The sequence below is a fragment of the Streptomyces bluensis genome (assembly GCF_014650715.1).
Classification (GTDB): Bacteria; Actinomycetota; Actinomycetes; order Streptomycetales; family Streptomycetaceae; genus Streptomyces; species Streptomyces bluensis.
This window is the reverse complement of sequence record NZ_BMVM01000015.1, coordinates 39375-52618: the sequence shown is the minus strand read 5'-3', so window position 1 is coordinate 52618 and position 13244 is coordinate 39375. Positions and strand designations below refer to the sequence as shown.

Genomic DNA, 13244 nt, shown 5'->3' with positions numbered 1-13244 from the left:
GGCGACTCCTAGTCAGAGGCGGGAAGGCCGGGCGATTGTTCAGCCGTTGCGGACGCGGCCGGAGACGGTGTTGGCGGACACGCTCAGGTGCCGGGCGCCGGAGAGACGAACGTCGCCGGAGACGCTGTTGGCGCTGACGTGCCCGGACGCGCCGTTGGTGGCCTGCACCTCGATGTCCCCGGACGTGGTGCCCAGGGTGGCGGCCTGTCCGTCGTACAGGTCGATGTCGATGTCCCCGGAGACCGACTGTGCGGTGATCTGCCCGGTAACGCGGCCGGCGTGGATGTCGCCGGAGGTGGTGTTGGCGCGGAGCTCCCGGACGCCGTCGGCGTCCAGGTCGCCGGAGACGGAACGGAACTCCATCCGGTCGACGTAGCCGAAGACTTCGGCGTCGGCGGACTGCGTGACGACCGCGAGGGAGGAATGCGGGGGCAGGCACACCGTGGCCTCGATCGGGCTGACGGTCTGCATGCCGCTCATGCCGCCGGAGACGACGCGGCCGTTGATGATGGTCACGCCAGTCACCGAGCCGTAGACCGTGCCCACGTTCTGCACGATGCGGTTGCCGCGTCGGCTCTGCACCATCACGTTGCCGGGCATCTCCGGCACCTCGATGCCGAACGCCTGGCCGTTCTGCGTGGCGCGGGCGCGGTTGACGGCGTCGGCCGCCGGCCCGCTGGTGTCGTCGGTGCGCAGTACCACACGGGCGGTGGTCAGGCTGTCGATCACCTGAACGCGGACGCTACCGACCGGCAGCGAGACGCCCAGCACGATGGGGTCGGACGTCTCGGAAACGAAAACGCGCTCGGTCATGGAAGAACTCCTTGACTGTGTCGGGAGGAAGACCGGAAGCGGCGGGCTGTCCTTGTCCGGGAGTGCCGCCGCACCGGTGCTGGTGGCCGCCGCGATAGCGGCAGGCCAAGTGCCCCGGGCCGGATTCGATCCGGCGCCCTCACGGCGTGATGCCGGGGCGGTGAAGATGTCTCCTTCGGGGGTGCCGCGCCCGTATCAGGTAGCTCGGCATGGCCCCGTTGTAGGCGTATGGAGACGTGACCTTTCGGTCTAAGCCCTCCCGAATGACCAGGGTCGGGTGCGCCCTCGGCCCGCTCTGTCCCGGGCCCCTTGAGACCGCGTCCGGTGGACATGGCCCCCATTGGTCGTGCTTCGGTGCCACACACCTCAATGCGTGGTGTGTATTACCTACCACTCACGTTGGCAGAAGGATTCCGCGCCGTCAACCCGTGGCTTTCAACTCGGAACCGTCGGCCTGTCCCGTGCGGTGGTGATTCAACTGTCGCCATCCGGGGCCCGGTTCGGGAGCGAGTACTTGGGGGTGCACTCGTGCACGCCTAGGTGCGAACCCTCTGCACCCCGGGGCTGACCTGCGTAGAGTGACGATGAGTCAAGCTGGTACTACGGCCGCACTCTGGGGGTCCCATGGCAGACCGGAACGCCAGACTGGCCGCGCTCATGCAGGAAGGCGACTTCTCGCACAAGTCCCTTGCTCGCGCGGTGGTCGCCGCTGCCGCTCGGTCAGGCGAAGACATCACCTGCGATCACGCGTACGTCTCGCGGTGGCTCAAGGGGGCGATCCCGCGCGGCAACATGCCGCAGTTCATCGCGGATGCCGTCGGGCAGAAGTTGGGGCGCCGGCTCACCCTGGACGACATCGGCATGGGCGACGCGGCAGTGTCCTCCGTACAGCCTGACCTCGGGCTTGAGTTCGCGGACAGGCCCGAGGCGACGGCCAAGACCGTCGCGGACCTCTGGCGTGCCGACCTTGCTGAGGCTGAGGTACTGGTCAGGGCACAGCCGGACTCAGCCGCCTGGAACACGGCTTCCCTGCGCTGGATCGTCGCCCCGCCGGACGGAGAGCTGACACGCGCGGGCAACCGAGCGATCGGCACGGTGGACGTGGAGATGATCCGTTCCACCGCCGAAGCGTTCAGCATGCTCGACGGCAAGTTCGGCGGTGGCCACGCCCGGCGCGCGCTGATCCAGTATCTTCATACGGACGTCCGGCCGATGCTGGACGGGAAGTACTCCGACGCCGTGGGGAAACAGCTCTACTCGGCTGTGGCGGAAGCGCTCTTGCTCGCCGGGTGGATGTCGTACGACAGCGGCCTTCACGGCATCGGTCAGCGGTACTTCATCCAGGCACTGCGCATGACGCAAGCGGCAGGGGACCGGCTCCTTGGCGGCAGCATTCTTTCCGCGATGAGCCACCAGGCCACGTTCCTCGGGCGCTATCAGGATGCGGCCACCCTCGCTCGGGCGGCCTACACAGGACCGGCCGGCGTGCTGGGTCCCACGATGTCCGCGCAGTTCCACGCTATGGAGGCCCGGGCCTTGGCCCGTCTCGGCGACGAACGAGGATGCGACCTCGCCTTGGTAGAGGCAGAGCGCAAGCTCAGTCAGCGGACCCCGGACAGCGATCCGCCGTACATCGCGTATTTCGATGAAGTGGAACTTGCAGCCGAGATCGGCCATTGCTTCCGAGATTTGGGCCGGTCCGCAGAAGCGGCAGAACGGGGCGCGGGATCGATCTTCGGCGATGGCCTGAACAATCGAAGCGACTTCTTCGCGACGATGGTGCAGGCCGAAGCATATATCAACCAAGGCGAGATCCGGCACGGCTGCGAAATCGCCAAGACTGCGCTACAACTCGGCGAGGGGCTGAAGTCGGCGCGCTGCGTTCAGTACGTTCGAGAATTCCGCGAGCGCATTTCGCCCATGATGCGAGGTGCTGTGGAATTCCGTACCTTCACAGAAGAAGCACGCACCTTCCGCCTGTGGCAGCAATGCGACTTGACGCCCTAAATGTCTTCGATGAAGGAAGGGAAAGTTGGAATCAGTAAGTGAGGCAGCGAAGCAGTTCTGGATCCGAGACGGCGGCTCGGGCTATCCATACGACCAAGCCGGGCAACGTCTCGAGGAAGCCCTGGTTACCGAACTCGTCGCTCGCGGTGTGGACCCGGCTTGGATTGAACGGGGGCGCAACGCAACCCTTCCGATGGCGCAAGGTGTTGATCGAAGCTGGGATCTTGTGATCAGCAAGGACAGTGTTCCGCTCGCGGCAATAATTTGGAAGGCGAGTTCCGCAGCCTCCTTCAGGAAGAATATGCGGAACCATATGCAGGAATTGAGCGCCATTGCCGCCGACGTAAGAATGCGTTATGGGCATCCGGACCTGTACCGCATCCGGCCGCACCTTGGCTTCATATTCATCGAGGAAGAACGTCAGGAGCGTATTGCGCTTTCCGGCAGGGACAGGCGACATGCGCGCGTCGAGTTGCGTTCAAGTGCCCTCAGTCGCGTTTCAGATCGCTTCTACGAACGGCTCGTAGAAACTCGCCTCTACGATAATGCTTGCTACATCGTCTCGAATGGAGACCCTAAGTCCGCGCCGAGTCAACCGCATCAATCGATGGAGTTGGGCAGTTTTATCGAGCGGTTGGCGGAAGATGTACTCGTTCTAGCTGCGCGCCATGAACGAAACGGAATAACTTTCGACGCATACTTCAAGCTGCTATCCAAAAAGGATGACATCAGTCACCTGCGCGCTCAGGGGGAGGAAGCCGCTTTTGAGGAGATGTTGTCGAGTAAGCTGACGGAGGACGCTCTTTTCGAGCTCAAGCAGGGATTCTGTACTGTCAACGACCCGACGAAGTTCGATGATAGAAATTTCGACAAGATTCTAAAAATCGCATCAGCGATGGCCAATACGGGAACAGGCGCGGAGGGGGTGATCCTTATAGGCGTTGCAGATGATGCTCAAGACGCGGCTGCAATCAGGAGATTTTCTTCTGTGAATAGCATTGAGGTTGGGGGGTTCTATATCACCGGGACGAGGCACGAGATAGATCGCCTAGGCAGAAGTATTGATGAGCACTTCCGCTGGCTCGTTAGCAAGATAAGGAGCGCTAAGCTGACGCCTCGGTTCGCTGAAGAAGTGGCCTCGTCGTTGACCCCCTTCACCTATAAAGGGTATCTGCTCTGGAGAATCGACATCAGGGCTATGAACGCTCCTGTTACCTATGACGGAAAATTCTATGTACGTAGTGGCCCAGGTGTGCGTGAGGTAAGCGGGGACGCCATCGTCGATTTGGTCCGCAAATTCGACACGCCTGAAGCTTAGAAGGGAGCCCAGTCTCGGCGTGATCCTCCTGACCGGAGAGTCGCCACCCGCTTCTCAACCTCGTCAGCGGCCCGAGGGTTCGCGCCCGCGTTCTGCGAGAGCCATGTGACCATCAGGAGTTCTCGCACACTCCGCAGAACGGCGTATCCGGACCACTCACGCACGTCGAAACCGTAGCCGGCCACGAAATCCGCATACTCCACTTCCGTGTGCCAACCAAAGCTGTCGTAGTACATGGCCGTTTGCATCAGGTCCCACTCGCGGGGACCCGTGGCGAATCCATCCAGGTCAATGACGCGCGGATGGCCTGCCGCGTCGTGCAGGACGTTACCCACGTTGAAGTCACCGTGCAGATGCCCCGATGGAAGCGAGAATTTGAGGCGCCCATACTCTGCCTCCAAATCTCTCGCCATCGAGCGGAGGAATGCGCGGGCGCTCTCCGGAATGGCGGCACGCTCCAAGCGGCTCGCAACCTTATCGAACGGCTGGAGTCGCGGCAGTGAAAAAGGCGGCGGCTCCAGTTCGTGGAGTTGCCGCAATAGCACACCCATCTCCGCCGTACTCGCGTACCTGTCGCCGTCGGCGAGCCCTTCCCAGAAGGTGACGGGGTGATCTTGGATCACGATCGGCTGTTCGGCGTCCGTGACGAGACGAGCGGCCGGGTACCCCTGGTCCGCGAGCCACCGGGCCACGGCCACTTCTCGCCGTACCGAGGCAAGGCGGTCGGCGCCCCGCCCTACCCGCGAGATGATCCGGCCACCGTCGATGCGGAACACGGCATGGTCGCCTAGCCGAAGGATCTCGATGCCGTCTGGGTCCAGGTCGGCGACCGCGCATGCCCGGCGCAGGATGGCCTCTGCCGCGTCCGCGTCAAACTCCGTGCGTTCCGTCGTCGTCATGCCGTCTGCGTCTCCTGCCCGGTCGGCAGGGTGAGGACTTCCCGCCCTCGCCCTGCCCCCTTGCCGATCAGCCCTTGACCTTCCATCTGCGCGATGGCGGAGCGCACGGCGGTCCGGGACGCGCCGAACCGCTCGCACAGCTCCTTCTCGGTAGGGAAGCGGTCGCCCACCTTCACCCCCTCGCCGCGCAGCAGGTCAGTTACCCGCTCGACCAACGGTCGGCGGTCGCCGGTCCCTGCCACGAACCATCCGGCGCCCTGTACCGACTCGACCACACCATCGGCCTTGAGCGCGGCAAGCGCCCGCTCGATGGTGCTGCGGCTCACGCCGTACTCGCTCACGAGGGCCGACTGAGACGGCAGTCCTTCAGTTATCTCGCCGCCTCTGATCTTCTCGCGGAGGGATTCCGAGACCTCCAGGTACGTACCTCGCGGACTGCCCTGCGGCACGTGGCCTCCTCTTCCTCTGCCTCGCCGGCGTCCTGGTGGGCGCCTCGCGGTCAAGTTTTCCACGTACGCCGCGACTGGCCGACGGTCTCATATCCGGTGAAGCCCCTCGATGCGCGGTTAACGGTGCGGACGACCAGCATCGGCGCGGTTGCTGTCATTCCAGATGTAGACAGCGAAAGTTCCTGAGCCGTACCAACTCTCGGGTCCCACCTCGGCCGTGAGAGACGGGTACTCGCTGATGAGCTTCCAAATCTCAGCCGGGTCGACCTGCCTGTACGGCTGGTTAAGGACCAGAGCGGGCCTGCCGGTGGTCCGGGAAAGCCACGTGGTCGTGTGGTCGTAGAAACCCGGCCTGTCGTGGCAGTCCCTCTTGGCGCAGCGGCCCTTGTCAAGCCAGTGCAGTCCAGACGAACACCCCGTGCTGCCACTCCTGAGGTCGTATCGGTCCGCCCAGTCCAGCAGGTCCGCGCGCATATGGACGTAAACGTTCGGGCCGTAGGGCCAGTCCACACCTTCGGCATCACGGGTGAGGACGTCCCGGGAGCGGTCATCGAGAGAGCTGATCAGCTTCTTCTGGCTGGCACTCTGGCACCGCGAGCACCACCACTTCGCTTCATTCCCGGAGCCGAAGAACAGCCCCTCCCGGCGGCGACTCCCGCATCCCACGCAGTCATACATAGGCTTACTCCTTCGCTTTTCTCGGGACCGTTCGGCGCTGTGAGGGACGGTCGTGACCGCCCGCAATCACCGGGTACGCACACGCTAAAACACAATTGGCTCACATATCGGGTTTGAGCTGCTTTTTCTTGCGGTCGCGAGCGAACCCGACGAAACTAATAATCAGGAATTTGAGACCGAACGACGGCACGAGCCATCCTGCATAAATCCAAAATGTGCCCCACCACCCATCATCTCCGTCAGGGTCCATTATCGGAATCCAAAGAAAGTTGCCCGCAATGATAGAGAGCCACCTCCCCGTCTCCTTAGGGACTCGCCCCGCTCTGAACTCAAAGAATATGGTAAGCGCCATGAACAGCATGAAGTGGTAAAGGGTGAGCACCCATACGACTGGGTTCACCCAGTCTGCGGACCCTTCAACGAAGCGAATTTGGCGAGGCCACTCCCACAGCATGATGAGAACTAGAACTTGGATGGGGAGGGATCGAATCAGATCCTTGCGAAAAACACGGAGACGTTCTTCATGCCGAAGCGCAAAGTCAGCAAGTTCCTCAAATAGCGGGTTGGGTGCCGTCTCGGGATCTAGCCCATGCCTGGCTCGGACGGCTTCGGTTAGCGCATCCTCCTGGCTCGCCGCGCGAATCCGCATCCTGGCATCACCAGCATAAGCCGCGACTTCTGCATAGAAGGTGTCAATCGTGTCAGAGTTGAGCCGCGAGGTGTTGGCTACTTGAACCCATCCGGGGCTCTCATCTACGGACCGTAACTGTTCAGCAAGGTTTACCCAGAACAGTTCTTTCTTTTTCATGTCGTAGACGACGCCGATGATGGGGATGCGACTCTGCCGCCAGTCGTCGAAATGGTCATCTATGGGGATCGCGTACCCGTTGACCCTTTTGTACTTCTTGCCACTCTTCACCTGAATGGCAATCCAGTAAGGCGTCCTCTTGCTGCCGCGCGTGAAGTTAACGATCATGTCCTCGCCGTGATCGTTCCCTCCGTCGATCTCCTGAACGAGGTGATCGTGTTCCTCAAGAAGGGTGCGAAGGGCGTTGACGCCCGCCCTCTCGATCTTGCGACTGCCACGGACAGTTGACACTGGCCCCCCTGAAGTCAGCGACCGCCAGGATATCGGCAGGCACCGACAACCCGGGCTGGTCACGTCCGTCTAACCACGCGCTGACCTGGCCTTCCCAAAGGTCGTTCGTTGTCCTGGTCTTTGTCCAGTGCGCTGACGGCCGCCATCGTTCACTGCCGTCCACTTACCGTCTCTGACCTGCTATTTGACCCCCTGCGAACGCCCCCGAACAGTCACGCGGACAGTTGGAAAGCGTGTTGGGGGCAACCCCTCACGAGTTCGAATCTCGTATCCTCCGCACTCGCCTGAACAGGCGAAACGAAGAGTCGGACCGCTCATTGCAGTCCGACTCTTCGTCATGCCCTGGCTGCAGTTTCGGTTGCCTTTATAGGCGGCATTCGGGACATACCCGTCAGGCAGGAAAGGTGCATGCTCGCATCCGTGGGGCGACCGACGCAGACTCCGCGACGGAGTCACGGCAGCGGTCAGAGCCCGATCATCCGGACCTTGCTGCCGCACAGCCGGGTCATGTCATCGACATCCGACGTGAGGATGGCGGCCGGGCCAGGCTGACGCAAGGCCGCTTCGGCGACGGTGGCGTCGATCGCGTACTTGTGTCCGTGCAGAGCGGCGCCCTTGAGCAGTTGTGCCGCCGCCTTGGCCGCTGCCTCCGTGACCGGCTCCACCTTGACCCGGGAGAGCGCCCATTGCAGTCGGGGCAGGTTCACCCTGGTGTGGCTCACCTCCACGATGGTGTTGGCGCTGACGACAAGGTCCGCTCCCATGTCGTGGAACACCTGGAACATCGCCAGAACCTTCCGGTCCTGCGCCACCCAGGCCGACAGCCCCTCGCTGTCCAGGACGACAGTCTCAATGTGCCCGCTCACGCGGCGCTCGCGCCGCCGGCGGCCTGCGTCGTACCGAAGATCCGCGCCCGCGCCTCGGCCAGCTCTTGCTCACTGAAGGCCCCGTGCTCGTCTGTGTGGCTGCGCAGGTCGGCCCCCAGAAGCTGATGCCGGATCTGTCTGGCGACCGCTTCGGCCACGTAGCCGGAGATGTTGTCCGTGATCTTCTTCAGCTCCGCCACCTGCTCGGTGGGGAGTGTCACCGTGATGCGTGTGGTGTCAGCCATAGCCATAAGCATACTGCGGTATGCGCGCTGCGTGCTCTCTGTTTGCCGCAGTCGGTCAAGTCAGCGGCAGTCGGGGCGACTGTCCGTTCGAGCAGGAGCTCAGCTGTGCAGTTGTGCGACGCGCCAGTTCAGCGAGCCCAGTAGCGGTATGCCTCGATCCATTGCGAGCCCTCGGGGGGGCGGGTTCCGGCAGCGGCAGGTCCAGAATTCCGATGTCCTGTCGGACCGGCCCCCGGGCGCAGCGTGCGACCACGCGCCCGTCCTCGGCCAGATCGACACCGACCACGCTCACCTCGACGCCCAGAACAGTCGTGGTGAACGGCATGGCAAGGCTTTCCTCGATCATCGTGAAGAAGCCGGTGAGCTGCTCATCCTGGCCGTAGGCGTCGACGGTGGCCTCTTCGGTCAACGCCTCCAGCGCGGCTGGTTCCCAGGTGCTCATGGCCTCACCGTAGCGCTGCACCGTACGGTTGAGGACCGCTGTGTTCAGCAGCGGCATATCCGCCGTTGCGTCGTCGCCAGCAGTCAAGCAAAGGCCCGCGGTTGCCAGCGTGTGACGTCGCCTGATGGGGTTCGGTGGTGAGCGGGCCGGGGGAGGGTCCGGCAAGCGACAGGGCGGAAGAGAGTGGCACGAGCCGTCGTACGAGAGCCGAGTACGGGCATGAGGAGCGCACCGCCGCTGGCCCGGCAGGAAACATCCGCCTTCGTGAGGGAGCTGCTCGGCGACGGCTGGGCGGCGGTGTTCCTGCCCGGTGAGCCCGCCCGCCTTGGGCGGCTGCTGCTGTGGAAGCCGACCGGGGCAGCAGCCGGAGACTGTATGGCGCCCACCGGCCTGGAGACCGAGACGGTGGAGCTGGTCCTGCCGCACGGCCGCTCGGTCAGGCGGCGCAGGGTCGAGGGTTACGCGCTGCCTGTCGCCGTCGCTGTCTCCGCCCTGGCCAATGCGGAGCCGACGCATCCCTCCGGCGCCGCCTGGCAGGCCGCCACTCGCTTGGCGCTGCGGCTGCTCGCCGACGGCCGCTTCCACCCGGCCCTCACCCCCGCCGGTTACGACACCTGGCAGGTGGGTCCCTGCACCGCCGCCCAGCGCCAGTCGCTGGACGCCCTGGCCGCCGCTTTCCCGCCGCACGCCCACTGCCTGCCCGAGCCTGGCCCTGCACCGGTACGGATCGCCGAACCGGCTGCGCTGGTACGCCAGTTCTGCGACGCGGTCGCCGATGATCTGGTCCGTACGCCGGCCGCGCCGCTCGCCATGGGAGCGCTGCCGTACGCCTGGCGCGAGGCCCGTGCCGTGCCCACCTTGCGTGAATGGGCCGAGGAAACCCAGGCGGCGCTCACCGCCGAGGTCAGTGTCTCCCTGCGCGTCGACGTACCCGACGGACGCCGACGGCAGTTCCGGGCCGTCCTGCAACTGCACACCGCGGCGGACCCGGCGCTCGTCATCGAGGCCGCACGGCTGTGGAGCGAGCCGACCGAAGTGGAGCGGCTGCTCGGCCCGCGCGCCGAGACCGAGACCCTGCTCGCCCTGCGTCGCGGCGCCCGCGCCTGGCCTCCGCTGCAAAGACTGCTCAACGAAGCCGCTCCCGATCAGCTCCGGTTGACCGACGACGAAGCCTTCGAACTCCTTGGGGACGCCACGGACGCGCTGCGCGCGGCCGGTGTCGACGTGCACTGGCCGCGCGAACTGGTCAAGGCACTCACCACGACCGCGGAGATCGGGCAGCGCGCCGCCCCCGGTTCCACCGCGGGCGGCCTGCTGGACACCGAGGCCCTCCTCGACTTCCGCTGGCAGGTCTCCCTTGGTGGCGAGCCGCTCACCGAGGCCGAGATGGATGCCCTCGCAGAGTCACGCCGCCCCCTCGTCCGACTTCGCGACCAGTGGGTGGTCGCCGACCGGAAGCTGGTGGCCCGCGCCAAGCGCCGCCGGATGGAACCGCTCACCCCCATGGAGGCGTTGAGCGCCGCGCTGACCGGCGAGGCCGAGCGGGACGGCGACCGGGTCCCCTGTGCGGCGGTCGGTGCGCTCGGCGACTTGGTCGCTCGTATCCGCGACCCCGAGTCCCGCACCCCCGTGCCCCAGCCCGCCGCTCTCAAGGCCACGTTGCGCGAGTACCAGAAGCGGGGCCTGGCCTGGCTGGCCGAGATGTGCGCACTCGGCCTCGGCGGCTGTCTCGCCGACGACATGGGCCTGGGCAAGACCATCACCTTGCTCGCTCTGCACCTGCACCGCCAGAGCGAGCCCACCACCGCCGGCCCCACCCTTGTCGTCTGCCCGGCCTCCCTGCTCGGCAACTGGCAGCGCGAGGCCGCCAGATTCGCACCGTCCGCACCCGTACGCCGTTACCACGGCGGTGACCGCCACCTCAAGGACCTGACCAGCGACGAGATCGTCCTGGTCACCTACGGGGTGCTGCGCCGCGACCGCGAAGTGCTTGCCGAGACAACTTGGTCGCTGGTGGCCGCCGACGAGGCCCAGCACGTCAAGAACCCCTACGCCGTCACCGCCCGCGAACTGCGCGCCCTGCCCGCCCACGCCCGCGTCGCTCTCACCGGCACCCCCGTGGAGAACAACCTCTCCGAGCTGTGGGCCCTGCTCGACTGGACCACCCCCGGGCTCCTCGGCACACTCACCGCCTTCCGTGACCGGCATGCCCGCGCCATCGAGGCGGGCAAGGATCCCGAGGCAGCCGAGCGCCTGACCCGTCTCGTACGTCCCTTCCTGTTGCGCCGCAAGAAGTCCGACCCCGGCATCGCGCCCGAACTGCCGCCCAAGACCGAGACCGACCGCGTCGTCCCGCTGACGGCCGAGCAGACCAGCCTGTACGAGGCACAGGTCCGCGAGACCATGGCGAAGATCGAGAAATCCGAGGGCATTGCCCGGCGCGGCCTCGTGCTGAAACTGCTCACCGCGCTGAAGCAAATCTGCAACCATCCCGCCCAGTACCTGCGCCAGTCCACTCCGCTGCGGGGCCGCTCCGGCAAGCTCGATCTGCTCGACGAACTTCTTGACACCATCACCGCCGAAGGCGAATCCGTGCTGGTCTTCACGCAGTACAAACAGATGGCGGCTCTGCTGGAGAAGCACCTCGCAGAGCGCGGCGTCCCCGCTCTCTTCCTGCACGGTGCCACCCCCGTCGCGCAGCGCGAGGAGATGGTGGACCGCTTCCAGCGCGGTGAAGTGCCGGTTTTCCTGCTGTCGTTGAAGGCGGCGGGCACCGGACTCAACCTCACCCGCGCCACTCACGTCGTGCACTACGACCGCTGGTGGAACCCGGCCGTCGAGGACCAGGCCACCGACCGCGCCTACCGCATCGGACAGGACAAACCCGTCCAGGTACACAAGCTCCTCGCGGAGGGAACCGTGGAGGACAAGGTAGCGAAGCTGCTCGAAGCCAAGCGCACCCTCGCCGACGCCGTCGTCGGCTCCGGCGAGGCAGCCCTGACCGAACTGTCCGACGCCGACCTCGCCGAACTCGTCGCCCTGGGGAGGCAGTCATGAGCCCCGCTGTCCCCGGCCCGCGCCGTGCGCCCGCCCGCGGCAAGCGAGCCTTCGCCGCGACCTGGTGGGGCCAGGCATGGGTGGCCGCCCTGGAGGATTCCACCCTGGACGCCGGACGGCTCTCGCGCGGACGCACCTACGCCCGCAAAGGCATGGTCGGCCCGGTCACCGTCGCTCCGGGCCAGGTCAATGCCGCTGTCCAGGGCAGCCGCCCGCGCCCGTACCGCTCCTCAGTCCACCTGCCCGTCCTCACCGACCTTCAGTGGGACACCCTGCTCGACACGATCGCGGGCCGCGCCGGGCACCTCGCAGCACTTCTCGACGACGAGATGCCCGCCGAACTCGTAGACGACGCCCGGCACGCAGGCGTCCCACTGCTCCCACTGCCCACCGAGCTCGATCCGGAGTGTTCCTGCCCCGACTGGGGATACCCCTGCAAGCACGCCGCCGCGCTCTGCTACGCCATCGCCGCCACCATCGACGCCGACCCGTTCGTGCTCTTCGCACTGCGCGGCCGCGGTCGCGAGGAGGTGTTCGCCCAGCTGCGCGCACTCCGTACGGCAGCACAGGAGACCCCCTCCCCACCGGCGCCGGCCGACATCCCGGCCGCCGCCGCGTACGCCCGCTGGGCCGAAGAGCCGCCCGAACTGCCCGAACTCCCGGAACCCGCCGCCCACACCACAGCACTGCCCGTCGTCCCGCCACCCGGCACCGGCCTGGCCTCCGCGGACCTGGAACGCCTCATGGCCGACACCACCGCGCGCGCCGCCCGGCTCCTCGCGGGCGACACCGCCGACCTGCACCTGACCCAGCACCAGGACGCCGTGCGCATCGCCGCGAGCAACCCCGGACCCGAGTGGTTCCACCACCTGATCCAGAACACCGGCGCCAACCCCACTGCCTTCGCACGCCTCACCCGCGCCTGGCGCCACGGCGGCCCCACCGGCATCACCGTCGCCGAACACCCCCACACCCCCGACCCGAAGGTGATGAAGGCCACCCGCGCCGCCCTGGACGCGGCCCTCGCCGAGATGACCGACTCCCTCACACACCTCAGAACCTGGCGCAACCGCCTCACCCTCACCCACCTCGGCATCCAGCTGCGTCTGGGTCCCGACGCCCGCTGGTACCCCTACCTCCAGGACGACGACGGCGAATGGTGGCCCGCAGCACCAGCCGACAGTGACCCGGTCACCGCGCTCACCGCGGCCTGGTCGCAGAACGGGGAGTAAGGAGGCGATTCCCCGCCGACCAGGAGCCACGAGCAGAAGCTGGACACTCACGCCGCTCCGCTTCCGTGGTTGCAGTTCTGGTTGCACTCACCGGCGTACAGCACCGTTCAGAAGCTCCGCCCGCACCCGCTGCACCGCA

The 13244-nt window shown here is 65.9% G+C and carries 12 protein-coding genes; 4 read left to right on the top strand and 8 right to left on the bottom strand.

Annotated elements, in window-relative coordinates:
- Positions 1-39: 39 nt before the first annotated feature.
- Entirely contained in the window at positions 40-813 is a 774-nt protein-coding gene (locus tag IE262_RS29630) for a DUF4097 family beta strand repeat-containing protein (RefSeq protein WP_189877972.1), read from the bottom strand.
- Positions 814-1437: 624 nt separating this feature from the next.
- Here IE262_RS29630 and IE262_RS29625 point away from each other — a divergent pair.
- Both IE262_RS29625 and IE262_RS29620 read left to right on the top strand, forming a co-directional pair.
- Positions 1438-2820 carry an NsdA family TPR-like regulatory protein gene (locus IE262_RS29625; protein ID WP_189877970.1) on the top strand — a complete coding sequence of 461 codons (1383 nt, stop codon included), beginning with the start codon at positions 1438-1440 and terminating at the stop codon, positions 2818-2820.
- Between the two features lie 25 nt (positions 2821-2845).
- Complete coding sequence (locus tag IE262_RS29620) at positions 2846-4138, top strand: PaeR7I family type II restriction endonuclease (RefSeq protein ID WP_189877968.1); 1293 nt, start codon at positions 2846-2848, stop codon at positions 4136-4138.
- On the opposite strand, the gene IE262_RS29615 is transcribed toward IE262_RS29620, so the two are convergent.
- The 7 genes from IE262_RS29615 to IE262_RS29585 form a co-directional block, all read right to left on the bottom strand.
- Positions 4135-5037 carry a phosphotransferase enzyme family protein gene (locus IE262_RS29615; RefSeq protein WP_189877966.1) on the bottom strand — a complete coding sequence of 301 codons (903 nt, stop codon included), beginning with the start codon at positions 5035-5037 and terminating at the stop codon, positions 4135-4137. The two genes, IE262_RS29620 and IE262_RS29615, sit on opposite strands and share 4 nt — an antisense overlap.
- A complete protein-coding gene (locus IE262_RS29610) occupies positions 5034-5486 on the bottom strand; it encodes a GntR family transcriptional regulator (RefSeq protein ID WP_189877965.1) in 453 nt (150 codons plus the stop codon). Before IE262_RS29610 ends, IE262_RS29615 begins: the two co-directional genes overlap by 4 nt.
- Before the next feature lie 117 nt (positions 5487-5603).
- Entirely contained in the window at positions 5604-6164 is a 561-nt protein-coding gene (locus IE262_RS29605) for a hypothetical protein (RefSeq protein WP_189877963.1), read from the bottom strand.
- A 100-nt stretch (positions 6165-6264) separates the two neighbouring features.
- The gene (locus IE262_RS29600; RefSeq protein ID WP_189877961.1) at positions 6265-7263 is read right to left on the bottom strand and encodes a DUF4365 domain-containing protein; all 999 of its coding nucleotides are present in this window, start codon (positions 7261-7263) and stop codon (positions 6265-6267) included.
- A gap of 464 nt (positions 7264-7727) precedes the next feature.
- Positions 7728-8129, bottom strand: a complete 402-nt coding sequence (locus IE262_RS29595) for a DNA-binding protein (protein WP_134040007.1) — start codon at positions 8127-8129, stop codon at positions 7728-7730.
- Positions 8126-8374, bottom strand: coding sequence for a hypothetical protein (locus IE262_RS29590; RefSeq protein WP_134040006.1), 249 nt, complete (start codon positions 8372-8374; stop codon positions 8126-8128). Before IE262_RS29590 ends, IE262_RS29595 begins: the two co-directional genes overlap by 4 nt.
- Positions 8375-8429: 55 nt before the next feature.
- Positions 8430-8816 (bottom strand): hypothetical protein, encoded by a 387-nt coding sequence (locus tag IE262_RS29585; RefSeq protein ID WP_189877959.1) that lies wholly within the window; start codon positions 8814-8816, stop codon positions 8430-8432.
- 219 nt (positions 8817-9035) lie between these two features.
- Between IE262_RS29585 and IE262_RS29580 the strand changes: the two genes are divergently transcribed.
- Together IE262_RS29580 and IE262_RS29575 are read left to right on the top strand one after the other, a co-directional pair.
- Positions 9036-11873, top strand: a complete 2838-nt coding sequence (locus tag IE262_RS29580; RefSeq protein ID WP_189877957.1) for an SCO1167/SCO6262 family helicase — start codon at positions 9036-9038, stop codon at positions 11871-11873.
- Complete coding sequence (locus IE262_RS29575; protein WP_229877576.1) at positions 11870-13105, top strand: SWIM zinc finger family protein; 1236 nt, start codon at positions 11870-11872, stop codon at positions 13103-13105. Before IE262_RS29580 ends, IE262_RS29575 begins: the two co-directional genes overlap by 4 nt.
- The last annotated feature ends 139 nt before the right edge of the window (positions 13106-13244 follow it).

Coding starts and splice junctions, on each gene's coding strand:
- IE262_RS29590 (WP_134040006.1), bottom strand. CDS start 8,374: ATGGCTGACACCACACGCATCACGGTGACACTCCCCACCGAGCAGGTG.
- IE262_RS29585 (WP_189877959.1), bottom strand. CDS start 8,816: ATGAGCACCTGGGAACCAGCCGCGCTGGAGGCGTTGACCGAAGAGGCC.
- IE262_RS29575 (WP_229877576.1), top strand. CDS start 11,870: ATGAGCCCCGCTGTCCCCGGCCCGCGCCGTGCGCCCGCCCGCGGCAAG.
- IE262_RS29580 (WP_189877957.1), top strand. CDS start 9,036: ATGAGGAGCGCACCGCCGCTGGCCCGGCAGGAAACATCCGCCTTCGTG.
- IE262_RS29630 (WP_189877972.1), bottom strand. CDS start 813: ATGACCGAGCGCGTTTTCGTTTCCGAGACGTCCGACCCCATCGTGCTG.
- IE262_RS29625 (WP_189877970.1), top strand. CDS start 1,438: ATGGCAGACCGGAACGCCAGACTGGCCGCGCTCATGCAGGAAGGCGAC.
- IE262_RS29615 (WP_189877966.1), bottom strand. CDS start 5,037: ATGACGACGACGGAACGCACGGAGTTTGACGCGGACGCGGCAGAGGCC.
- IE262_RS29605 (WP_189877963.1), bottom strand. CDS start 6,164: ATGTATGACTGCGTGGGATGCGGGAGTCGCCGCCGGGAGGGGCTGTTC.